Origin of the sequence: Saccharothrix sp. NRRL B-16348 (assembly GCF_001280085.1) — a bacterium.
Classification (GTDB): domain Bacteria; phylum Actinomycetota; class Actinomycetes; order Mycobacteriales; family Pseudonocardiaceae; genus Actinosynnema.
The window spans coordinates 53,027-75,138 of record NZ_LGED01000270.1; the positions used below are offsets into that span (position 1 = coordinate 53,027).

Annotated in this window: 21 protein-coding genes; 14 read left to right on the forward strand and 7 right to left on the reverse strand. The window is 72.7% G+C overall.

Going from position 1 to position 22,112, the window contains the following annotated elements; translation table 11 throughout:
- The first annotated feature begins 90 nt into the window (after nt 1-90).
- The gene (locus ADK67_RS46580) at nt 91-597 is read left to right on the forward strand and encodes a GNAT family N-acetyltransferase (RefSeq protein WP_053723058.1); all 507 of its coding nucleotides are present in this window, start codon (nt 91-93) and stop codon (nt 595-597) included.
- On the opposite strand, the gene ADK67_RS46585 is transcribed toward ADK67_RS46580, so the two are convergent.
- Nucleotides 578-988, reverse strand: a complete 411-nt coding sequence (locus tag ADK67_RS46585) for an SWIM zinc finger family protein (protein WP_053723059.1) — start codon at nt 986-988, stop codon at nt 578-580. The two genes, ADK67_RS46580 and ADK67_RS46585, sit on opposite strands and share 20 nt — an antisense overlap.
- Nucleotides 989-1,014: 26 nt before the next feature.
- Here ADK67_RS46585 and ADK67_RS46590 point away from each other — a divergent pair, with 26 nt between their 5' ends.
- Entirely contained in the window at nt 1,015-1,722 is a 708-nt protein-coding gene (locus ADK67_RS46590; RefSeq protein ID WP_197289937.1) for a 3-keto-5-aminohexanoate cleavage protein, read from the forward strand.
- Nucleotides 1,723-1,776: 54 nt separating this feature from the next.
- Nucleotides 1,777-2,415, forward strand: a complete 639-nt coding sequence (locus tag ADK67_RS46595) for a LysE family translocator (RefSeq protein WP_053723060.1) — start codon at nt 1,777-1,779, stop codon at nt 2,413-2,415.
- Nucleotides 2,416-2,461: 46 nt separating this feature from the next.
- Here ADK67_RS46595 and ADK67_RS46600 read toward each other — a convergent pair whose 3' ends face one another.
- Nucleotides 2,462-3,172 (reverse strand): amino acid-binding protein, encoded by a 711-nt coding sequence (locus tag ADK67_RS46600; protein WP_231648703.1) that lies wholly within the window; start codon nt 3,170-3,172, stop codon nt 2,462-2,464.
- A gap of 224 nt (nt 3,173-3,396) precedes the next feature.
- On the opposite strand from ADK67_RS46600, the gene gatC reads away from it, so the two are divergent.
- The 7 genes from gatC to ADK67_RS54975 all read left to right on the forward strand — a co-directional run bounded on the left by gatC (nt 3,397) and on the right by ADK67_RS54975 (nt 12,917).
- Nucleotides 3,397-3,696, forward strand: coding sequence for an Asp-tRNA(Asn)/Glu-tRNA(Gln) amidotransferase subunit GatC (gatC, locus tag ADK67_RS46605; RefSeq protein WP_015104569.1), 300 nt, complete (start codon nt 3,397-3,399; stop codon nt 3,694-3,696).
- On the forward strand, nt 3,693-5,207 hold the full coding sequence (gene gatA, locus ADK67_RS46610) for an Asp-tRNA(Asn)/Glu-tRNA(Gln) amidotransferase subunit GatA (RefSeq protein WP_053723061.1): 1,515 nt from the start codon (nt 3,693-3,695) through the stop codon (nt 5,205-5,207). The genes gatC and gatA overlap by 4 nt, the downstream gene beginning before the upstream one ends.
- Nucleotides 5,204-5,395 (forward strand): hypothetical protein, encoded by a 192-nt coding sequence (locus ADK67_RS46615; RefSeq protein ID WP_053723062.1) that lies wholly within the window; start codon nt 5,204-5,206, stop codon nt 5,393-5,395. Before gatA ends, ADK67_RS46615 begins: the two co-directional genes overlap by 4 nt.
- Entirely contained in the window at nt 5,392-6,894 is a 1,503-nt protein-coding gene (gatB, locus tag ADK67_RS46620; protein WP_053723063.1) for an Asp-tRNA(Asn)/Glu-tRNA(Gln) amidotransferase subunit GatB, read from the forward strand. The genes ADK67_RS46615 and gatB overlap by 4 nt, the downstream gene beginning before the upstream one ends.
- A gap of 469 nt (nt 6,895-7,363) precedes the next feature.
- The gene (locus ADK67_RS46625) at nt 7,364-7,645 is read left to right on the forward strand and encodes a hypothetical protein (RefSeq protein ID WP_053723064.1); all 282 of its coding nucleotides are present in this window, start codon (nt 7,364-7,366) and stop codon (nt 7,643-7,645) included.
- 92 nt (nt 7,646-7,737) lie between these two features.
- Nucleotides 7,738-10,353, forward strand: a complete 2,616-nt coding sequence (locus tag ADK67_RS46630) for a CHAT domain-containing protein (RefSeq protein ID WP_331459436.1) — start codon at nt 7,738-7,740, stop codon at nt 10,351-10,353.
- 95 nt (nt 10,354-10,448) lie between these two features.
- Nucleotides 10,449-12,917, forward strand: coding sequence for a M14 family zinc carboxypeptidase (locus ADK67_RS54975; RefSeq protein WP_269436187.1), 2,469 nt, complete (start codon nt 10,449-10,451; stop codon nt 12,915-12,917).
- Nucleotides 12,918-13,022: 105 nt separating this feature from the next.
- Here ADK67_RS54975 and ADK67_RS46640 read toward each other — a convergent pair whose 3' ends face one another.
- Nucleotides 13,023-14,207, reverse strand: a complete 1,185-nt coding sequence (locus ADK67_RS46640; protein WP_082404868.1) for a PQQ-dependent sugar dehydrogenase — start codon at nt 14,205-14,207, stop codon at nt 13,023-13,025.
- A 10-nt stretch (nt 14,208-14,217) separates the two neighbouring features.
- Complete coding sequence (locus tag ADK67_RS46645) at nt 14,218-15,087, reverse strand: alpha/beta fold hydrolase (protein WP_053723066.1); 870 nt, start codon at nt 15,085-15,087, stop codon at nt 14,218-14,220.
- A 30-nt stretch (nt 15,088-15,117) separates the two neighbouring features.
- Between ADK67_RS46645 and ADK67_RS46650 the strand changes: the two genes are divergently transcribed.
- The 3 genes from ADK67_RS46650 (at nt 15,118) to ADK67_RS46660 (ending at nt 17,118) form a co-directional block, all read left to right on the forward strand.
- Nucleotides 15,118-16,032 carry a 2-hydroxyacid dehydrogenase gene (locus tag ADK67_RS46650; protein ID WP_053723067.1) on the forward strand — a complete coding sequence of 305 codons (915 nt, stop codon included), beginning with the start codon at nt 15,118-15,120 and terminating at the stop codon, nt 16,030-16,032.
- A 72-nt stretch (nt 16,033-16,104) separates the two neighbouring features.
- Complete coding sequence (locus ADK67_RS46655) at nt 16,105-16,833, forward strand: DoxX family protein (protein ID WP_082404869.1); 729 nt, start codon at nt 16,105-16,107, stop codon at nt 16,831-16,833.
- A gap of 33 nt (nt 16,834-16,866) precedes the next feature.
- Nucleotides 16,867-17,118 carry a hypothetical protein gene (locus tag ADK67_RS46660; RefSeq protein WP_053723068.1) on the forward strand — a complete coding sequence of 84 codons (252 nt, stop codon included), beginning with the start codon at nt 16,867-16,869 and terminating at the stop codon, nt 17,116-17,118.
- A 50-nt stretch (nt 17,119-17,168) separates the two neighbouring features.
- Here ADK67_RS46660 and ilvD read toward each other — a convergent pair whose 3' ends face one another.
- The 3 genes from ilvD to ADK67_RS46675 form a co-directional block, all read right to left on the reverse strand.
- On the reverse strand, nt 17,169-19,013 hold the full coding sequence (ilvD, locus tag ADK67_RS46665) for a dihydroxy-acid dehydratase (RefSeq protein WP_053723069.1): 1,845 nt from the start codon (nt 19,011-19,013) through the stop codon (nt 17,169-17,171).
- 79 nt (nt 19,014-19,092) lie between these two features.
- The gene (locus ADK67_RS46670; protein WP_053723070.1) at nt 19,093-19,536 is read right to left on the reverse strand and encodes a vitamin K epoxide reductase family protein; all 444 of its coding nucleotides are present in this window, start codon (nt 19,534-19,536) and stop codon (nt 19,093-19,095) included.
- The gene (locus tag ADK67_RS46675; protein ID WP_197289938.1) at nt 19,533-19,982 is read right to left on the reverse strand and encodes a PH domain-containing protein; all 450 of its coding nucleotides are present in this window, start codon (nt 19,980-19,982) and stop codon (nt 19,533-19,535) included. Before ADK67_RS46675 ends, ADK67_RS46670 begins: the two co-directional genes overlap by 4 nt.
- A gap of 286 nt (nt 19,983-20,268) precedes the next feature.
- Between ADK67_RS46675 and ADK67_RS46680 the strand changes: the two genes are divergently transcribed.
- Nucleotides 20,269-22,107, forward strand: coding sequence for an acetolactate synthase large subunit (locus ADK67_RS46680; RefSeq protein WP_082404871.1), 1,839 nt, complete (start codon nt 20,269-20,271; stop codon nt 22,105-22,107).
- Nucleotides 22,108-22,112: the final 5 nt, after the last annotated feature.

The following is a 22,112-nucleotide window of genomic DNA, read 5'->3' on the forward strand; positions in this document are numbered from 1 at the left end:
GCACCCCCGCGTTCCGCGCCTTGATCGAGCCCTGCGAGCGCAGTTGGCTGGACGACAATCGGTGGTCCAGTGAGGTGGAGGGGAACGCAGATGGCCGACATCGTGGTGAGGCCCGCCAGGGAAGACGAGTGGGCGGCGGCGGGGGCGATCACCGTGGCCGCGTACCAGGCCGACCGCCACATCGACAGCCACACCGGCGGGTACGCCGACACGCTGGTCGACACGCGCACCCGGGCCCGCGAGGCGGAGCTGCTGGTCGCGGTGGACGTCGGGAACACCGTGCTCGGCACCGTCACGGTGGTCCGCCCCGGCACCCCGTACGCCGAGGTCAGCCGGGACGGCGAAGTGGAGTTCCGGATGCTGGCGGTGAGCCCGGCGGCACGCGGGCGCGGGGTCGGCGAGGCGTTGGTGCGCGCGGTGATCGTGCGGGCACGTGAGCTCGGCGCGCGGCGGTTGGTGATGAGCAGTTCCCAGCACATGACCACGGCCCACCGGCTCTACCAGCGGCTCGGGTTCCAGCGGCGGCCCGATCGCGACTGGCGGCCGGTGCCCGGCGTCGACGTGACCGCGCTCGGCTTCAGCCTCGAACTCGCATGATCTCGTCGCGCAGCGCACGGTCCCGCGCGGCCCGGTCGTAGAGCAGTTCCACCAGCGTCGCGTGGTCGAGTTCGGCGAGGCGGACGCGCAGCTCCTCGTCCGCCGCGTCCTGCGGCGGCACGGTCAGGCCACGCTCCAGCAGCACCAGCCCGACCGCGACGCAGTGCTTGCAGAAGAAGCCCTGCGACCCGTACGGGCACGTGCACGCCCCGTCGAGGCGGGTGTCGTCCCACTGGAGCGTCACCCGGTACTCGGCCGCGCCGACCACGACACCTTCCACGTGCCGCGAGCGGACGGCCAGCTCGACCACGGCGTCCCGGTAGGTCAGCCCGCGCCAGTACGACTTGGCGCCCGCGTGGTGGCGCAGCAGGGCTGAGGTCAGCGTCGGCATGGCGGTATCCAACACCTTGTGGTTCGGTGGGTTTCGTGCTCCAGGCTTGTCTGAACGGCGCCCGGGAGCCGGGCAGCCACCCTAGTGTGCCGATCACGCCGCAGCAGCTGGCGGCCGACGCCGCGGAGTGCGCCGAGCTGGGGGTGACGTCGTTCCACCTGCACCCGCGTGACGTGGTGGGCCTGGAGGTGCTCGCGGGTCCGGAGGTCGCGACTTCGGTGTCCGTGGTGCGATCCGTGGTGCCGCACGCGGAGATCGGCGTGACGACCGGCGCGTGGATCGTGCCGGACACCGTGCGGCGGGCTGAGCTGGTGCGCGGGTGGGCGGGGCTGGCCGCGGGCCGTCCCGACTTCGCGTCGGTCAACGTGCACGAGGACGGTTGGCTCGCCGTCGCCGACGCGGTGCACGACGCCGGGATCGGCATCGAGCTGGGCGTGTTCCACGTCGAGGCGGCGCGGGCGTTGCTGGACGTCGGTGTGCCTCCGGGGACGGTCCGCGTGTTGGCGGAGGTGCGGCCGGGGGAGACGGCGGACCACGCGGCACGGCTGCTCGACCTGCTCAGGCCGCTCGGGGTGCCGGTCCTGCTGCACGGTGAGGACGACAGCGCGTGGCCGGTGCTGGACTACGCGTTGTCGCTCGGTCTGGACACCCGCATCGGGCTCGAGGACACGCTCACCTCCCGTGACGGCACGCCGGCGGCGGACAACGCGCACCTGGTGCGGCTGGCGCTCTAGCCGCGCGCTAAAAGCACTGGTAGCACGGTCGCGTGCCGTGGTTTCGTTGCGTTTATGGTGTCCACTGACCGGCTCCTCGCCTTCGCGGCCATGTCGTTCCTGCTGATCGTGATCCCGGGGCCGAGCGTCCTGTTCGTGGTCGGGCGGGCGTTGGCGCAGGGTCGTCGGGCCGCGTTGATCACGGTCCTGGGGAACACGCTCGGCGCTTACGCCCTGGTCGTGGCCGTCGCGTTCGGCGTCGGGGCGGTCGTGGAGCGGTCGGCGGTCGTGTTCACGACGTTGAAGCTGGTCGGCGCCGCGTACCTGGTGTACCTCGGGGTGAAGGCGGTGCGGCAGCGCGGGTCGCTGCACGCGACGTTCACGGCGGGCGGTCCGGCGCACGGCGGGCTGCGGACGTTGTGGGAGGGCTTCGCGGTCGGCGTGGCGAACCCCAAGACGATCGTGTTCTTCGCCGCCGTGCTGCCGCAGTTCGTGGACCGCGCGCAAGGCGGCGTGGCGGCCCAGATGCTCCTGCTCGGCCTGGTGTTCAACATCATCGCCGTGGCGTCCGACAGCGTCTGGGGCCTGGCCGCCGCCACCGCGCGCACCTGGTTCGCCCGCTCACCCCGCCGCCTGGCCGCGGTGGGCGGCGCCGGCGGCCTGACCATGATCGGCCTGGGCGTCACCATCGCCACCACGGGCCGCCAGCCCTAACCCCCAGCTCCGCGTGTCCTACGTTCGCGTCGCGCGTGTCCTACGTTCAGAACACCCGTGTTGAACGCTCAGAACAAGATCGACTGTTCTGAGCGTTGAACTCGGGGTAGGGGAGGACGACGGAGACGATGCCGGCCAGGTGGGCCAGGCGGGCGACCTCGGCGGCGCGGAACATCGGGCCGCCAGGGCGGCCCACCAGCAGGACGCGGTCCGGCTTGCCGAGAGGGGTGGCGGCCAGTTCGGTGCCCAGTTCCTGCCACGTCTCGGGGACCCACGAGTCCTCGCCGTCCAGGACGGTGGCACGGGCCAGCGGCAGCCACGGCGGGGTGGCCAGCTTGGTCTCGGGAGCGGCCGACGACGAGGTCAGGCGGCGCACGGTGCTGCCGTCCCACGACACCACCACCGCCCACCCCGCACGGATGATCTTCGGCACGCCCTCGGTGAACACCGCGAGCCCGTTGCGCGGGTCCTCGGCGACCTCCTCCACCAGCTCCAGCTCACGGTGGGTGTCCAGCACGCCGGCGTACGGCCGGACCGCGTCCACCTCGACGCCTTCGATGGACTCCGCGGCCGTGATCAGCACGTCGGGCAGCCGCCCGGAGGGCAGCTCGACCACCAGGTCGTCGATGGCCAGGCCCGCCCCGCGCTCCACCACGTCCACGCTGAGGATGTCGGCCCCGATCGCGCCGAGCGCGGAGGCGACCGCGCCCAGGGTGCCGGGACGGTCCGGGAGCTGGACCCGGATCAGGAAGGACACGGTGCACGCCTCCAAGGCTGTGGTGGAGCATCGAGGTGGAAACTCGCCGGTCGATGATTCTCGCAGACGCAGCTTCGCTTTCCGACCCACCAGGGGCGTTGCGCACGGGTAAAATCGCGCACCCCCGCGCGCGAGCGCGGGCAACCCGGTCGGAGGTCGGCCTGACCAGCCAATAGACTCGGCAGGTCCCAAATCCGAAAAACCGACCCACGGGGGTTGACGAGGTGCCCAGCATCTCCCGCGACGAGGTCGCGCACCTGGCCCGCTTGGCGAGGCTCGCCGTCACCGACGACGAGCTGGACCTGTTCGCCGGCCAGTTGGACGTGATCCTGCAGTCGGTGGCCACGGTGGGCGACATCGCCACCGCGGACATCCCGCCCACTTCGCACGCCGTTCCGCTGACCAACGTGTTCCGCGAGGACGTGGTGCGTCCCAGCCTCGGTCAGCAGCAGGCGCTCGCGGGCGCCCCCGCCGCCGAGGACGGCCGCTTCCGCGTGCCCCGCATCCTGGGGGAGGAAGCATGACCGACCTGATCCGCAGCACGGCCGCCGAGCTGGCCGCCAAGATCGCGAGCCGCGAGGTCTCCGCGGTGGAGGTCGCCCAGGCGCACCTCGACCGGATCGCCGAGGTCGACGGCGCGGTCAACGCGTTCCTGCACGTCGACACCGAGGGCGCGCTCAAGGCCGCGCGGAAGGTCGACGACGACATCGCCGCCGGGGCGCACGTCGGTCCGCTGGCCGGCGTGCCGATCGCGCTCAAGGACGTGCTCACCACCGAGGGCGTGCCGACCACGGTCGGCTCGAAGATCCTCGAGGGCTGGATCCCGCCCTACGACGCCACGGTCACGCGCAGGCTGAAGGAAGCCGGCGTGGTGGTCCTCGGCAAGACCAACATGGACGAGTTCGCGATGGGCTCGTCCACGGAGAACTCGGCGTACGGCCCGACCCGCAACCCGTGGGACCTGGACCGCATCCCGGGCGGCTCGGGCGGTGGCTCGGCGGCGGCGCTGGCCGCGTTCGAGGCGCCCCTGTCGATCGGCACGGACACCGGCGGCTCGATCCGCCAGCCCGGCGCGGTCACCGGCACGGTCGGCGTGAAGCCCACCTACGGCGGTGTGTCCCGGTACGGGCTGGTGGCGTTCTCGTCGTCGCTGGACCAGGCCGGGCCGTGCGCCCGGACGGTGCTGGACGCGGCCCTGCTGCACGAGGTCATCGCCGGTTACGACCCGATGGACTCGACCTCGATCAACGCGCCCGTCCCGCCCGTGGTGGCGGCGGCGCGCGAGGGCGCGAACGGCGACCTGTCCGGTGTGCGCGTCGGCGTGGTCACGCAGTTCAGCGGCGAGGGCTACCAGGCGGGCGTGCTGCGCAGCTTCGAGGCGGCCGTGGCGCAGCTCAAGCAGCTCGGCGCGGAGATCGTCGAGGTCTCGTGCCCGAGCTTCGACTACGCGCTGCCCGCGTACTACCTGATCGCGCCGAGCGAGGCGTCGTCCAACCTGGCCCGCTTCGACGCGATGCGCTACGGCATCCGCGTCGGCGACGACGGCACGCGCAGCGCCGAGGAGGTCATGTCGCTGACCCGCGAGGCCGGTTTCGGCCCCGAGGTGAAGCGGCGGATCATGATCGGCACGTACGCGCTGTCGTCGGGCTACTACGACGCGTACTACGGCTCGGCGCAGAAGGTGCGCACGCTGATCAGCCGCGACTTCGACGCCGCGTTCGCCACCGTGGACGTGCTGGTCTCGCCGACCACGCCGACCACCGCGTTCCCGATCGGCGAGCGCACCGGCGACCCGATGGCGATGTACAAGGCCGACCTGTGCACGATCCCGGCGAACCTGGCCGGCAACGCCGCCATGAGCGTCCCGAGTGGACTGTCGGACGAGGACGGCCTGCCGGTGGGGCTGCAGATCATGGCGCCCGCGCTGCAGGACCACCGGATGTACCGGGTGGCGGCGGCGTACGAGGTGGCGCGTGACGCGGCCCTGGGCGCGACGGTGATCAGCGGCGTGCCGCAGTTGGCGGGTGCGCGGTGAAGCGGGCGCGGACGGTCCTCGCGCTCGTGGGCGCCGCGGGTGCGGCCACCAGCGCGTTCTCCACGTTGAAGTCGGCTCGCGGCAAGAACGACAAGCTCGCCCTGGCCAACGCGGTGGCGAGCATCCTGGTGGCGATCACGGGCGCGGCGCTGGCCGTGCGGGGTCTGCGGAAGGACGGGAAGGCATGACGTCGGTGCACGAGCTGATGGACTACGCCGAGGTCATCGAGCGCTTCGACCCGGTGCTGGGGTTGGAGGTGCACGTCGAGCTGCACACCAACACGAAGATGTTCTGCGGCTGCGCGAACGTGTTCGGCGGCGAGCCGAACACGCAGGTCTGCCCGGTGTGCCTGGGCATGCCGGGCGCGCTGCCCGCGGTCAACGGCACGGCGGTGGAGTCGGCGATCCGGATCGGGTTGGCGCTCAACTGCGAGATCGCCGAGTGGTGCCGGTTCGCCCGGAAGAACTACTTCTACCCGGACATGCCGAAGAACTTCCAGACCTCGCAGTACGACGAGCCGATCGCGTTCAACGGCTTCCTGGACGTGACGCTGGACGACGGCTCGCTGTTCCGGGTCGAGATCGAGCGCGCGCACATGGAGGAGGACACCGGCAAGTCGCTGCACGTCGGCGGCTCGGACGGCCGCATCCACGGCGCGGAGCACTCGCTGCTGGACTACAACCGCGCCGGCGTGCCGCTGATCGAGATCGTCACCAAGATGATCCCGGGCACCGGTGAGCGGGCGCCCGAGGTGGCGCGCGCGTACGTGACGGCGCTGCGGGACCTGCTCAAGGCGCTCGACGTGTCCGACGTGCGGATGGACCAGGGCTCGCTGCGCTGCGACGCGAACGTGTCGCTGTCGCCGAAGACCACGGGTGAGCTGGGCACGCGCACCGAGACGAAGAACGTGAACTCGCTGCGCAGCGTCGAGCGGGCCGTGCGGTTCGAGATGACCCGCCAGGCGGCGGTGCTCGCGAACGGCGGTTCGGTCACCCAGGAGACCCGGCACTTCGACGAGTCGACGGGGTCCACCTCGCCGGGGCGCAAGAAGGAGACCGCGGAGGACTACCGGTACTTCCCGGAGCCGGACCTGGTGCCCATCGCGCCGTCGCGCGAGTGGGTGGAGGAGCTGCGCGGCACGCTGCCGGAGCTGCCGTGGGAGCGCCGCAAGCGGGTGCAGGAGGAGTGGTCGCTGACCGACGCCGAGCTGCGGGACCTGGTCAACGCGGGTGCGGTGGACCTGGTGGCGGCCACGGTGGAGGCGGGCGCGACGCCGGCCGAGGCCAGGTCGTGGTGGGTGGCGTACCTGACGAAGGAGGCCAACGCCCGCGGTGTGGAGCTGGCCGAGCTCGGCATCACGCCGGCGCAGATCGCGCGGGTCGTCGGGCTGGTGAACGCCGGTGAGCTGACCAACAAGCTCGCCCGCGAGGTCGTCACCGGCGTGCTGGAGGGCGAGGGCGAGCCCGAGGCGGTCATCGAGGCGCGTGGCCTGAAGGTCGTCTCGGACGACTCCGCGTTGGAGAAGGCGGTGGACGAGGCGCTGGCGGCGCAGCCGGACGTGGCGGCGAAGATCCGCGACGGCAAGGTGGCGGCGGCCGGCGCGATCGTCGGCGCGGTGATGAAGGCGACGAAGGGTCAGGCGGACGCGAAGCGCGTGCGCGAGCTGATCATCGCCCGCTGTTCGTAGGTGTCTGTTCGGCGGTGGGGCGGTGCCGCGGTCGCGGTGCCGCCCCACCGCCGTTTTATGTCCGTGAAACGGTGCGTCCACTCGCGACCGGTCCATTCGCGATTCGTCCTACTCGGACACCGTTGGTCACCATTTCGGGACGGCCCGTGTCCGAACCGGAAATGACCGGAGTGTGATTCCACGTGGGCCGGACCACGTGGACTCGCCTTATTGCGGGCCCTGAGTGCCTGCACTCTGTTAACACGTTCGTCCGTTCGAGTGGTAACACTTTCCGAACGGACGCTCCCGTGCTGGTCAGCGAAGCTCAAGATCGACTTGTTGGTAGCTCTCGGTATATTTCCACCTCCCCAGGTGCGTCCATCTGTGTCAGGCTTGGGCCGTTCGGCAGGGCCGGGGGGCCACCGAAACGACCTGAATCAGCCGCCGAGGATGCCCCGATCAGGGGTTCCGTTGTAGGGGAGGCAACGCCATGACCCGAACTGACCGGAAGCTCGTCGCCGAGATCGACGTCATCGAGGACAAGATCGTCGACGAGGTCGCCGACACCGAGCAGACCACCACCGACCTGGTCGACGTCGGCGGGCTGGAGCCGACGGGCGGCCCGTACAAGCCGACCACCGACGACCCCGAGGTCGAGCGGATCCTGAAGCCGATGGGCGGCCCGTACAAGCCGACCGGCGACCCGGAGACCAACGGTGGCCCGTACAAGCCCACGACCGACGAGCCGGCGGCTGTCACCCAGACGAAGTAATACCGGTCACCGACAATCACGGTGACGTCACACTGAATGCCGTCGGCCACCGGCCGGCGGCATTCCTCTGCCGCTTGTGATCTCATATGACCGTGCCTGGCGAATCGCGTGGCCCCTCCGGACCGGATCACGCCGTCACCCGGGCCCGGCAGTTGCACCGCAGCGCGTTGGACGCGGCCACCGCCGACCGCCACCCGTCCGCCATCCGGCAGATGCGCCGGGGCCTGGCGCTGCTGGAGACCCCCGGGATCGACCCCCAGGAACGGCTCGAAGTCCGCACGCGGCTGCGGAACACGCTCGCGTTCTGCCTCGCCGAGACGGGCAAGGTCGACGACGGCCTCACCCAGCTCGCGGGCGTCGACGCCGAGCTCGCCGGGCTGCGGGACGAGGAGCTGCGCGCGCACCTGTCCACGCTGGTCAACCTCAACCGCGCGGCCCTGCTGTGCCGGGTCGGCCGCATCGACGAGGGCATCGCCCAGCTCGACCGGGAGATCGAGCGCAGCGCGCGCCGCCTGCCCGCGCACGCCGACCCCGAGGCCGTCGACCTGCTCGCGCTGGCCCTGTCCAACCGGGGCAACGCGCACGGCGAGGTGCACCGCTACGACAAGGCCGCGCGGGACCTCGACCGCGCGGTCGAGCTCGCCGACGCGCACGGCCTGCCGCTGCGCGCCGCGATCGCCAAGCACGCGTTGGGCAACGCGGTGCAGCGCGCGGGCGACATCCCGGCCGCCCTGCGCCACTACCACGAGGCCAACCGGGCGTTCCAGGAACTCGAGCCGGGCCTGCTGCTGCGCCTGCGGATCGACCAGGCCGAGGCGATGATCAGCGTCGGCCTGGCCGACGAGGCGGGCCGGCTGCTGGACGAGGTGCTGCCGGAGCTGCGCCGCCAGCGCATCGGGCAGGACGTCGCCGAGGCCGAGCTGTTCCGCGCGGCGGCGGCGTTGCAGGACGGTGACCTCGTGCTGGCCCGGCGGATGGCGACCTCGGCGCAGCGCAAGCTGGTGGGGCGCGGCAGCCCGGCGTGGGCGGCGGTGGCGGGGCTGATCGCGTTGCGGGTGGACGTGGTCCGCACGCTCGGCTCGCGGCGCCCGGTCGCCGGGGTGGTGCGGCGGGCGGTCGAGCTGTCCGCGGAGCTGGCCGGGCTGAAGCTGCACGACCAGGCGGCGTTCGCGCTGGTGCTGGCCGCCCGGTTGGAGATCGGCCGCGGCGACCCGGACCGGGGCGCCGACCTGCTGCGCAGCGTGCCCAAGACGCGCCGGATCACGCCGATCGACCACCGGATGCTGCTGCGGCTGTGCCGGGCGGAGCTGGCGCTGGCCCGCGGCAACCAGCGGGTGGCGTTGGCGCAGGCCAAGGCGGGCCTGGCCGAGCTGGGCCGGATGCGGGACCGGCTCGGCGGGCTGGAACTGGTGTCCGGCACCGCCGTGCACGGCCGTGAGCTGGGCGAACTCGCCGTGCGGCTGGTGCTGGGCGGCCGGGACTCGGCGGCCAACGCCAAGCGCCTGTTCACCTGGCTGGAGCGCACCAGGGCCCAGCTGTACCGGTACGACCCGGCCGCGTCCACTGTGGATTCCGAGCTGGGCGAGCGGATCGCCGAGGTGCGCACGCTGAGCCGGGCGCTGCTGCGGGCCCGCCTCGACGGCCTGCCGACGGCGGAGCTGGAGTCGCGGCTCAAGGCGAGCCAGCGCGCCGCCACCCGGATGGGCTGGAGCGCCAGCCCGTGGGGCACGCCGCGCCCGGTCGTCACGCCGGACGAGGTGCTGTCCCGGCTCGGCGGGCGGGCGATGGTGAGCTTCGCGGTGTCCGGCGACGAGCTGATCGCCGTGGTGTTCGCCGGCGCACGCGTGCGCATGGTGCGCCTGGGGTCGGCCGCCGACGCCACCGAGGGCGCGCGCCGCCTGCACGCCGACCTCAACGCGCTCGCGCCCGACCACCTGCCGTCGCCGCTGGTGGAGGTCATCTCGGCGTCCGCGCGCCGGGAGGCGGAGAAGCTGGACCGGCTGCTGCTGCGCCCGCTGGCGCCGATGATCGGCGACCGGGCGCTCGTCGTGGTGCCGACCGGCGCGCTGTACGTGGTGCCGTGGGGTGTGCTGCCGACGTGCGCGAACCGGCCGACGACCGCGGTGCCGTCGGCCACCGCGTGGGTGTCGGCGATCCGCGAGGAACGCGCCGAGGTCGACGGGGTGCTGCTGGTGCGCGGACCGGGGTTGCAGGCCGCGCAGGGCGAGATCGACCGGCTCGCGGGCTACCACGGCGACGCGAAGCTGCTCGGTGTCGAGGAGGCCAAGGTCGGCGCGGTGCTGGAGGCGTTGGACGGGGTCGAGCTGGCGCACATCGCCGCGCACGGCGAGCACGAGCCGGAGAACGCGCTGTTCTCCCGGCTGGAGCTGGTGGACGGCGCGATGTTCGCGCACGAGATCGGCCGGGTGCGCCGCCCGCCGCACCAGGTCGTGCTGGCCGCGTGCGAGCTGGCGCTGAACCGGGTGCGGCCGGGCGACGAGCCGCTCGGGTTCGCGGGCGCGTTGCTGGCCGGCGGCGCGCGGACGGTGATCGCCGCGTCCAGCCGGGTCGGCGACCAGCCGTCGGCGGCGGCGATGGCCGACTTCCACCGCAACCTCGCGGGCGGCGCGTCGCCCGCGGTGGCGCTCGCCGAGGCGGTCGCCGTCGACCCGCTGCGCCGCCCGTTCGTGTGCCTGGGTTCGGGCTAGTGGAATTGACCAGCCGTTCGACCGGTTGACCGGGATCACCCGCACCCACTAGTCAGGGTGGAGGAGTTCTTCGGCGATCACCCCAAGGGGGCCCGGTGCGCTGGTTGACGCTCACGGTGCTGTTGCTGGCCACGATGACCACCCCCGCGACCGCCGCGCCCGCGGTCGGCCGGGCGCACGAGCCGGGCAACGGTCCCGAGCGCAACCAGGTCGCCGCCGTCGACCCGCCGCTGCACGCCACCGCGCGCGGCGACAACTGGCCCGACGCCAACCCCGGCTACCCGCGCCGCACGCTGCTGCGCGGCTACCCGGAGGACCCGGCCGACCGGGCGATCAAGCTCGGCCTCGCGCCGTACCACGCGCTCGCGCCGCGGCTCAACGACCTGCAACGGCGCAGCGACCGGGTGTCCGTCGAGGTCGTCGGCCGGTCGACGGCGGGCCGCGACCTCTACCTGGTCACGCTCACCGCGCCGGAGAGCCCCGCGGAGACCCGCAGGCAGGACGCGTGGCGCGACAAGATCGAGAACGACCCGACCGCCGCCGCCCGCGACATCTTCCTCCGCACCGGCTACAAGGCGCCGGTGTGGATCAACGCCAACATCCACGGCGACGAGTGGGAGGGCACCGACGGCGCGCTGCGCGTGCTCGAAGACCTCGCCTTCGACCCGGCCGCGCGGGACTTCCTGCGCCGCCACCGGGTCTACGTGAACCTGACCGCGAACCCGGACGGGCGAGTGGCCGGCACGCGCGCCAACGGGCACGGCTTCGACCTCAACCGCGACTTCGTCACGTCGTCGCAGCCGGAGTCGCGGGCGATGCGGGACGTCATTCAGCGCATCCAGCCGCTGCTGGTGCTCGACGAGCACGGGTACGTGGCCAACACGCTGATCGAGCCGACCACGCCGCCGCACGGCCAGAACTACGACTTCGACCTCTACATCCGGCACGGCTACGCGGGCGGCCTGCGCATGGAGGACGCCGTGCGGGCGCTCGGCCACCCCGAGGCGGCCACGCCGGAGATCCCGTTCCGCGACTACGAGCCGGGCGTGTGGGACGGCTGGGCGCCGATCTACACCGCCCAGTACTCGATGTACCACGGCGCGGTGTCCTACACGATCGAGATCCCCATGCGCGTGAACCGGACCGACTACACGACACAGCCGGTGACCGAGCTGCGGCGGCGTTCGGCGATCAACACGGACGTGGTCGAGGCGACGATCCGCAGCGCGCTCGCGTACGTGGGCGAACACCGGTCCGCCATGGTGGACAACCAGATCGAGATGTTCCGCCGCGGCCTGGCGGGGGAGCCGCAGCGGGCCGTGCCGGACGGTTTCGTGCCCGGTTTCGGCCCCGAGGACCGGTACACCACGGAGTTCCCGCGTGCGTACGTCATCCCCGTGGGTGACGGGCAGCGGTCCGGGCAGGCCGCCGCACGGCTGGTCGACCACCTGGTGGCGCACGACGTGCGGGTGAAGCGGGCCGACCGGCCGTTCACGCTGGCCGGCCGCTCGTACCCGGCCGGGTCGTACGTGGTGGACCTGCACCAGCCGAAGCGGGCGCTGGCGAACGTGATGCTGGAGTCCGGTCGGGACATCTCCGACCAGGTGCCGGTCATGTACGACATCAGCGGCTGGAGCCACCGGCTGCTGTGGGGCGCGTCGGTGGACGTCGTACGGGACGGGCCGCTGACCGTGCGCGGGCGCGAGGTGGCGGCGGCGTCACCCACGGGTTCGGTGGACGTGCCCGCCGGCCGTGACCTGGCGCTCGCGTTGGCCGACGGCAAGGACGTGTCGGCGGTGAACGACCTGCTCGCGCGGGGGATCGGGCTGCTCCGGCAGGACGACGGCACGATCGTGGTGCCCGCGTCGGCGCGGTCGGCGGCCGAGGAGGTGTCGGACCGGTACGGCGCGCGGTTCACCCCGGCGGTGCCGGGCGGCGCGCCGCTGCGGCGTCCCGTGGTGGCGGGCGCGGTGGCCGCCGACGAGCTGAAGGCCTTGCGGGACATGGGTTTCGACGTGCGGCCGGTGTCGACGGCGGTGCTGGACAACGGGTTCGACCTGTCCGGGGTCGACGTGCTGCTCGTGTCGTCGGGGTTGCGGTACGACCAGCTCGGCGCGCCGGCCAAGGCTGCGGTGGACGGGTTCCTGGCGCGCGGTGGCGTGGTGACGCGCGGCGCGACGGGCGTGCGGTTCAACGCCGACGCCGGGGTGCTGCCGGTGCGCGCGGTCGCGGGCCGGGAGGACGCGAACGGCGTCGTGTCGGTCGTCGACGAGGCGGGCGCGGTCGGCCACTCGTTCGTCTACGCGCCGTACTGGTTCACCGACCTCGGGCCGGGCGTCGGCGCGCGGCAGCGGTACCAGGGCCTGGTGGCCGGGCACTGGGCGACCCGCCCGGACGGCTCCGGTGGCAGCGCGGCGGCGGCCGGTCAGGCGGCGGTGGTGGCGGGCACGTCGCCGCGGGGCGCGCGGGCGGTGCTGTTCGGCACCGAACCGCTGTTCCGCGACCACCCGAAGGGCCTGTACTGGCAGGTGGCGGACGCCATCTACCGCACCACGGCACCCTGACCCGAGCCCTGACCACTGTCGCCCTGAGGAGACCGCTGCCGCACTGCCCCGCCCAAGGCACCACCGCACTCGTCCCCGGCCGCCACCACGGCGGCCGGGGCCGCGTCAGTCCTTGCCGGGAACGGGGCCGCCCGGGCGCACGATGATCACCACGCGGTCGTCGCTGGAGACCGGCGCGCCGCCCGCGTTCTTGTTCACCGTGCCGGACAGCGCGGTCGTGTCGTCCAGCATCAGCAGCGGTCCCAGGCGGCCGAAGCCGTCGTCGCCGGTCATGCTCGGCTCGGGCTTGCCGGTGAAGCTGCCGTCCGGGTTCATCGGCAGGCTGAGCACGCCCGGGGTGGCGCTCGCGGTCACCATCACCGCGTTCGAGAACGCCGCGCAGCCGGCGACGCCCGGGCGCTCGGGCCACGACCACGCCGGGTCGCCCAGCGCCCGGCCCGGCTCGACCCGGTACAGCAGGTCGGCGGTCGCGCCCGCGTCGGTCACCCACGTCTTCGTGCCGTCGCCGGACACGCACAGCCCACCCGGCGACTTCAGCCCGCTCGCCAGCACCCGCGAGCCCGCCGTCGGGTTGCCGCGCGCGGGCTGCCCCGTGGCGTCGATCCGCAGCACCTTCCCGGCCAGCGAGTTCGGGTCGGCCGCCGCGGCCGGGTTGCCCGCGTCGCCGGTCGCCACCAGCAACGCGCCGGTGCGGTCGTAGGCGAGCACGCCCCGGTTGCCGGTCGGGCCCTTCGGGATGCCGGTCAGCACGGGCTTCGGCACGTCGTCCGGCGCGAGCCGCAGCACCCGGTTGTCGGTCGCGGTGGTCACGTACACGAAGACCAGCTGGTCCTCGCCGTACGTCGGCGACAGCGTCAGCCCGGTGAGCCCGCCGTCGGTTGCCGCGTCCACGTCGAGCTTCGCCACCTCGACCGGGTCGACGTCCTTGGTCACCCTGAGCAGCCGCCCGGTGGCGCGCTCGGCGGCCAGCGCCGTCACCGCGCCGGTGGTCTGGTTGACGTCGGTCAGCGCCACGCCGGAGATCGGGTTCAGGCACGTGCCGACCACGGCGGGGTTGAAGTCCTTGCAGCCCTGCGGCGGTGGCACGGGCGTCGGCTGCTGGCCGGGCTGCTGGCCCTGGGCGGGGCCCTTCGGTAGCTCGCCGGGCAGCTCGGGCACCGGCCCGGCCTGCGGCGTCAGCTGCTGGGCCGCACTCCACCCCGCCGGTCCCGGCTGCTCGGGGAAGCTCGCGCAGCCCGCGGCCAGCAGGCCGAGGGCCGAACCGATCAGCACTCCACGCAGTCGTGACACGGGTCCCAGGTTAAGCGCGCGGCCGTGAACGCGAGGTGAGCGGCCCTTCGACGTCCTCGTGCACGGCCCGCCGCACGGCGTCGGCCCGGTCCAGCAGCAGCTCCAGCTCGTCCACCACCACCTGCGGGTCCTCCAGCGGCAGGAAGTGCGTGTTCGGCAGCACCCGCACCCTGGCCTGCGGCAGGGCGGCGACCGGGCCGAGCACGCCGTCGGAGGAGGCCAGGAAGTCGTAGCGGCCAGCCAGCACCGTTGTGGGGCACGTCACGCCGGTCAGGTCCAGCCGGGGCGTGCGGCCGAGGGCCAGCGCGAGGGTGAAGTACCAGCCCCAGTCGTGCCGGAGGTAGCGGCGCAGCGACCCGACCAGCGGCCCGCCGACGTCCGGCACCGGCACGCGGTGCAGCACGGCGTCCAGCAGCGGCGCGGCGGCCTTCAACGCCGTCACCCCGCCCACGCCGAGCAGCCTGCGCACGGCCGCCGGCACCCCGGGCAGGCCGAGCACGTGCGCGAACGCGTCCCCCGGCGCGCCGGTGACCAGCATCAGGCCGGTCACCCGGTCCGGGTGCCGCAGCGCCATCTCCGCGGCCACCGTCACGCCCATCGACCAGCCCATCACCACGCACCGCTCGACGCCGCCGTCGTCCAGCACGGCCAGCGCGTCGGCGACGTGGTCGGCCACCTCGACGCGGGACGGGTCGGCGGGCCGGTCCGAGTCGAGGGTGCCGCGGTGGTGCCAGGTGTGCACGCGCGCCGACGGCAGCTCCGGCCACACCGCAGGCACCGCGCCGAGGCCCGGGCTGAGCAGCACGTCCGGTCCCTCCGCGTCGGTGCGCCACAACCTGATCCGCGTGCCGTCCGCGGAGAAGACGTCGTGCTCCCGCATGGCGGCAAGTGTGCCGTAACGTGCGGTGCCGTGAGCCTCACCGTTCTGGTCCCCGACGAGCTGGGTGTCCGCGTGCTGTCCGACGTGGAGGGTGTGCGGGCCGTCCGCTACGAGCCGGGGCAGCCGCTGCCCGCCGACGCCGCCGGCGCGGAAGTCCTGGTGCCGAAGTTCCTGCTGGGCACGGACCCGCGTGACGTGTTCGACCGGCTGCCGTCGCTGAAGCTGGTGCAACTGCTGTCGGCGGGCGCCGAGCGGTTCATCGGCGTCGTACCCGATGGTGTGATGCTGTCGACGTGTCGCGGCGCGCACGGCGGCAGCACGGCCGAGTGGGCGATCGGCGCGCTGCTCGCGATCTACCGCGACTTCCCGGTGTTCGAGCGGGCCAGGCAGGAACGCCGCTGGGACTACCACCTCACGGACACGTTGCAGGACAAGAAGGTGCTCGTGGTCGGCGCGGGCGACCTCGGCGAGCAGTTCCGCCGCAGGCTGGAGCCGTTCGACGCGACCGCGACGATGGTCGGCCGCACGGCGCGGCCCGGCGTGCACGGCGTCGACGAGCTGCCCGACCTGCTCGGCGGGTTCGACGCGGTGCTGGTCGTGGTGCCGCTGACCGAGGAGACCACCGGGATGGTGGACGCGAAGTTCCTCTCCCGGATGAAGGACGGCGCGATCCTGGTCAACGCGGCGCGCGGCGCGGTGGTCGACACCGACGCGCTGGTGGCGGAGCTGGCCTCGGGGCGGCTGCGCGCGGCGCTGGACGTGACCGAGCCCGAGCCGCTGCCGTCGGACCATCCACTGTGGACGGCGCCGAACCTGTTCCTCACGCCGCACGTGGCCGGCAGCTGCACGGGGCACGCCGAGCGCGCGTACGCCGTGGTGGCCGCCGAGGTCGCCCGGTTCGCCCGCGGCGAGCGGCCCCGCAACCTGGTCAACGGCGATTATTAGCCCATTCGGGTGAATGAGCGCCACTGAACGGACGCTCGCGGACGTCGTCCGAACCTCCTAACGTGCGGGTGCGTGGCTACTCACGACGACCGCTCGAGGACATCGGGCGGCTACTCCGACGACGGGTTCTACTCGACGAGCGGCGCGGGCGGAGGAGTTCACCACTTCGACGACGGCACGCGGACGATCGACGGCGACGCGTTCGGCAAGGACACGAAGGGCTTCGACGCCTCCGGTTACACCCCGGTGGCAGACCTGGACAAGCCCGCCCACTACGACGCCTTCGAGGACGAGGACGAGCGCAAACCGTTCGGCTGGACCGCCAGTGCCGACATCGGCCTGCTGGTGCTGCGGCTCGCGTTGGGCGGCGCGTTCGTCATGCACGGCCTGCAGAAGGTGTTCGGCCTGTTCGGCGGGCCGGGCATCGACGGGTTCACCCAGTACCTGCAGACCACCGGGTTCCGCGAGCCGCGGATCCTGGCCTGGGTCACCGGCGTGACCGAGCTCGGCGGCGGCGCGCTGCTGATCTTCGGCCTGTTCACGCCGCTCGCGGCGGCCGGTGTGCTCGGCGTGATGGCGAACGTCATCGCGCTGAAGTACAAGGGCGGCTTCTTCGCGCCGAACGGCGTCGAGCTGGAGGCCGTGTACGCGGCGATGGCGTTCGCGGTGCTGTTCGCCGGTCCCGGCCGGGCCGCCCTGGACAACAACCGGAGCTGGTTCCGCCACCCGCTGCTGTCCGGTTTCATCTGCCTCGTGATCGCGGCCGGCGCGACCGCGGCGACCCTCTATGTCTTCCGGTAGCACGGCCCCCGCGCGCCCGCCGCGACCTCGCTCGTGAACGAGCGGGTGGCCGCGGCGGGCGCTCAGCTCGCGCTGGTGGTGGTCGGGGTGCCGGTGGTCTACCTGATCGCGTTCCCGATCGGCCTCACCGCGCGTTCGCTGCTGCCGCCCGTCGGGCTGCTCGCCGGGCTCGTCGTCGGCGGCCTGCTCGCGACCAGGGCGCGAAGACCCGTCACCGGGCCGTTGGCCGGGTGGGCGGTCTTCCTCGCCACCTTGGCCTTGGTCTGTCTGCTGCACCGCCCCTGAACAGCGAAAACCCGGCCGGTGGACGACCGCCGACCGGGTTTCCCGCAGACCTACTTGTTCACGTCCCGCACCGCGCCCGTGGACGCGTCGGTCGCCATCCGGGCGTACGCGCGCAGCGCCGCCGTCACCGGGCGGACCCGGTCCACCGGCTGCCACGGCCGTTCCGACGCCTCCATCTTGGCCCGCCGCTCGGCCAGCACCGTCTCGTCCACCAGCAGCTCCAGCCGCCGCTCGTGGATGTCGATGACGATCCGGTCGCCGTCCTGGACCAGCCCGATCACGCCGCCGCCCGCCGCCTCCGGCGAGACGTGGCCGATGGACAGGCCCGACGTGCCGCCGGAGAACCGGCCGTCGGTGATCAACGCGCACTTGCGGCCCAGGCCCGCGCCCTTCAGGAACGCGGTCGGGTGCAGCATCTCCTGCATGCCCGGCCCGCCCGCGGGGCCCTCGTAGCGGACCACGAGCACGTCACCCGGCTGGATCTCCTTCTTCAGGATCGCCGAGACGGCCTCCTCCTGGGACTCGACCACCCGCGCCGGGCCCTCGAAGTGCCACAGCTCCTCGTCGATGCCCGCCGCCTTGATGATCGCGCCGCGCTCGGCCAGGTTGCCGTGCAGCACGGCCAGGCCGCCGTCCTTCGTGTACGCGTGCGCGACGTCGCGGATGCAGCCGCCCGCCGCGTCCGTGTCCAGCTTCGACCACCGGTTGGACGTGGAGAACGCCTCCGTCGTGCGCACACCGCCCGGCGCCGCGTGGAACAGCTCGACCGCCCGCTCGGAGGGCGCCGAGGCACGCACGTCCCACTCGCCGAGCCACGACGCGATGTCCGGGCTGTGCACGGTGCGCACGTCCTCGTTGAGCAGGCCGGCCCGCCACAGCTCGCCGAGCAGGGCCGGGATGCCGCCCGCCCGGTGGACGTCCTCCATGTGGTAGTCCGAGTTCGGCGACACCTTCGCCAGGCACGGCACGCGACGGCTGAGCGCGTCGATGTCGGCCAGCGAGAAGTCGATCTCGCCCTCCTGCGCGGCGGCGAGGATGTGCAGCACGGTGTTCGTGGAGCCGCCCATCGCCATGTCCAGCGCCATGGCGTTCTCGAACGCCTCGCGGTTCGCGATCGAGCGCGGCAGCACCGACTCGTCGTCCTGCTCGTAGTACCGCCGGCACAGCTCCACGACCGTGCGGCCGGCCTCGGCGAACAGCTCGCGGCGCGCGGCGTGCGTGGCCAGCGTGGAGCCGTTGCCCGGCAGCGCCAGGCCCAGTGCCTCGGTGAGGCAGTTCATCGAGTTCGCGGTGAACATGCCCGAGCACGAGCCGCAGGTCGGGCACGCCGACCGCTCGACCTCGGCCAACCCGGCCTCGTCCACGTCCGGCGAGGCCGACGCGGAGATCGCGGTGATCAGGTCGGTCGGCGCGACGGCCACGCCGTCCACCACGACCGCCTTGCCCGCCTCCATCGGCCCGCCGGAGACGAACACGACCGGGACGTTGAGCCGCATCGCCGCGTTGAGCATGCCCGGCGTGATCTTGTCGCAGTTGGAGATGCACACGATCGCGTCGGCCTGGTGCGCGTTGACCATGTACTCGACCGAGTCGGCGATGATCTCCCGCGACGGCAGGGAGTAGAGCATCCCGCTGTGCCCCATCGCGATGCCGTCGTCCACCGCGATGGTGTGGAACTCGCGCGGCACCCCGCCCGCCTCGCGGATCGCCTCGGCCACGATGTCGCCGAGGTCGCGCAGGTGCACGTGCCCCGGCACGAACTGCGTGTAGGAGTTGGCGATGGCCACGATCGGCTTGCCGAAATCGCTGTCGGTCATGCCGGTCGCGCGCCAGAGCGCGCGTGCGCCCGCGGCGTTGCGGCCGTGGGTGGTGGTGCGGGAACGGAGCGGTGGCACGGCTCCTCCAGAAGTCTTTGCCAAGAAACTCGCGAACGACGCGCGCGGGGTGTGGGGCGCGAAAGGTGGGAGCGGTGCCTCAGAGATTACTCCGCCGCAGCGCGCCGGTGACCAGCACGGCGGCGAGCGCGAGCGTGATGACGTGCACAGCCGTGCACCACAGGCAGACCTTCCCGATCAGCAGGAACTCGGCGGCCACCAGGTACACGACGAACAGCACGCCGACGCCGGCGGACACCAGCCGCGCCCAGTGCAGCGCCTCGTTGCGCCAGGCGAACGGCAGGCACGCGACGGTCAGGAACGCGAAGAACGCGAGCCCCAGCACGGCGACCGGTATGCCGAACAGCTCCGACTGCTCGCTGGTGGTGACCGTGCCGCAGTCGATGACCTCGCCCTCGGCGCACAGCAGCGCGCCCGCGGTGAAGTGGGCGACGGTGAGGTAGGTCGAGACGGCCAGGCCCGCCAGCGACAGCACCAGGCTGACGACGGGCACCCACCCGAGGGTCCGCGTGTTCGAACTCACTCCTCGGACTTTACGGGCGGCGGCGTTGCGTCCCCGTCAGCCTCGGCGGACTCCTCTTCGGCCTCGCCGGCCGCGGACACGGCCGTCGGATCGGCCACCCGACCGCCGCTGACCTGCGACAACATCGGCAGGTGGGCGGCGCGGACGGCGGGCAGCCGGACGAGCGAGTCGTCACCGAGCACCGCCGACAACCACCCCTTCGGGACGACCTTGATCGCCTTCACGTCCGACCACGGCACCTCCCGCTTCCCGAACGTGCTCCGCGCCACGATCCGCTCGCCGTCCACGGTCGTCCGGTTGCGCACCACCCACCAGGCGAACGCCGCCGGGAGCAGGTAGAGGGCCTGGAGGCCGGGCACGCCCCACGCGACGGGCGTCGCGCAGATCGCCGCGGAACCGGCGGCCAGGAGGGCGGGCGTGGGGATGCGGAACACGACTTTCGGCACGGTCCGAGATGCTGTCACTTCTCCTCCGAGCGGGTGACTCCGGCCCACGTCCACGCACGTGGGGCTTCCACCATCCGGGAGTGCCGTCCCGCACAGTTGACGCTCCACCTCCTTGACGGTTAACGTCAGGCCCATGCAGCGCAACCTCGTTCTCGTACTTCCCAGGCGCGTCGACGCCTAGGCATTCGAGCTTGCGTCGACGCGCGACCCTCGTGCGACCCGTTCGGGTTGGCGAGGGTTTTTTCGTGCCCGGACCGTGCATTCTCCTTACCCACGAGGCAGACAGATGACCAGCGCAACCTCGCGACCGGCTCCCGGAGAGTCGTCGTCGCCCCGCCCTGGACCGCGGCCGAAACCGGCCCCGCCGAGCGGCGCTCCCATCCGCGTGACCGGTGCCCAGTCCCTCGTCCGCTCGCTGGAGGCAGTGGGCTGCGAAGTGGTCTTCGGCATTCCCGGCGGCACGATCCTGCCTGCCTACGACCCGCTCCTCGACTCGACCAAGGTGCGGCACATCCTGGTCCGCCACGAACAGGGCGCGGGCCACGCCGCCACCGGGTACGCCCAGGCCACCGGCCAGGTCGGCGTCTGCATGGCGACGTCCGGGCCGGGCGCGACGAACCTCGTCACGCCGCTGGCCGACGCCAACATGGACTCCGTCCCGGTGGTCGCCATCACCGGCCAGCAGTCCCGGCCCCTGATCGGCACCGACGCGTTCCAGGAAGCCGACATCTGCGGCATCACGATGCCGATCACCAAGCACAACTTCCTCGTCACCGACGCCGCGGACATCCCGCGCGCCATCGCCGAGGCGTTCCACCTGGCCTCCACCGGCCGACCCGGCCCCGTCCTGGTGGACATCCCCAAGGACGTGCTGCAGGAGATGACCTCGTTCTCCTGGCCGCCGGAACTGCGCCTGCCCGGTTACCGGCCGACGACCCGGCCGCACGGCAAGCAGGTGCGCGAGGCCGCGAAGCTGATCGCCGCGGCCCGTCGCCCCGTCCTGTACGTCGGCGGCGGCGTGATCAAGGCCGAGGCGTCGGCCGAGCTGCTGGAGCTGGCCGAGTCCACCGGCATCCCGGTGGTGACCACGCTGATGGCGCGCGGCGCGTTCCCCGACTCGCACCCGCAGCACATGGGCATGCCCGGCATGCACGGCACGGTCGGCGCGGTCGCCGCGATGCAGAAGTCGGACCTGCTGATCGCCCTCGGCGCGCGGTTCGACGACCGGGTCACCGGCCAGCTGGCCACGTTCGCGCCGGACGCGCAGGTCGTGCACGCCGACATCGACCCGGCCGAGATCTCGAAGAACCGCCGCGCGGACGTGCCGATCGTGGGCGACTGCAAGGAGATCATCCGCGACCTGGTCGACGCGGTGCGGGCGGAGAAGGAGAACGCGGCCCGCACGGTCGACCTGACGCCGTGGTGGGACCAGCTCAACGCGCTGCGCGAGACGTTCCCGCTGGGCTACGACTGGCCCGAGGACGGCACGCTGTCGCCGCAGTTCGTGATCGAGCGGATCGGCCTGCTGACCCCGCCGGACACCCTGTTCACCGCGGGCGTCGGCCAGCACCAGATGTGGGCCGCGCAGTTCGTGAAGTACGAGCGCCCGCGCACGTGGATCAACTCCGGCGGCCTCGGCACGATGGGCTACGCGGTGCCCGCCGCGATGGGCGCGAAGGCGGGCGTGCCGGACGTCCAGGTGTGGGCGATCGACGGCGACGGCTGCTTCCAGATGACCAACCAGGAGCTGGCCACCTGCGCCATCGAGGGCCTGCCGATCAAGGTCGCCGTCATCAACAACGGCAACCTGGGCATGGTCCGCCAGTGGCAGACCCTGTTCTACGGCGAGCGCTACTCCAGCACCGACCTGGGCACGCACAAGCACCGCATCCCCGACTTCAAGCTGCTCGCCGAGGCCTACGGCTGCGCCGGCCTGCGCGCCGAGTCCCGTGACCAGGTCGACGGGGTCATCCAGCAGGCCATGGAGATCAACGACCGGCCGGTCGTCATCGACTTCGTGGTCGGCAAGGACGCCCAGGTGTGGCCCATGGTGGCGGCGGGCACCGGCAACAGCGAGATCATGGCCGCGCGCGGCATCCGCCCGCTGTTCGACGAGGACGAATGACAGCG

What these genes read in the sequence shown, in the direction of transcription:
- ADK67_RS46580 (WP_053723058.1), top strand. Translation starts at nt 91, where the DNA reads ATGGCCGACATCGTGGTGAGGCCCGCCAGGGAAGACGAGTGGGCGGCG.
- ADK67_RS46585 (WP_053723059.1), bottom strand. Translation starts at nt 988, where the DNA reads ATGCCGACGCTGACCTCAGCCCTGCTGCGCCACCACGCGGGCGCCAAG.
- ADK67_RS46595 (WP_053723060.1), top strand. Translation starts at nt 1,777, where the DNA reads ATGGTGTCCACTGACCGGCTCCTCGCCTTCGCGGCCATGTCGTTCCTG.
- gatA (WP_053723061.1), top strand. Translation starts at nt 3,693, where the DNA reads ATGACCGACCTGATCCGCAGCACGGCCGCCGAGCTGGCCGCCAAGATC.
- gatB (WP_053723063.1), top strand. Translation starts at nt 5,392, where the DNA reads ATGACGTCGGTGCACGAGCTGATGGACTACGCCGAGGTCATCGAGCGC.
- ADK67_RS46625 (WP_053723064.1), top strand. Translation starts at nt 7,364, where the DNA reads ATGACCCGAACTGACCGGAAGCTCGTCGCCGAGATCGACGTCATCGAG.
- ADK67_RS46645 (WP_053723066.1), bottom strand. Translation starts at nt 15,087, where the DNA reads ATGCGGGAGCACGACGTCTTCTCCGCGGACGGCACGCGGATCAGGTTG.
- ADK67_RS46680 (WP_082404871.1), top strand. Translation starts at nt 20,269, where the DNA reads ATGACCAGCGCAACCTCGCGACCGGCTCCCGGAGAGTCGTCGTCGCCC.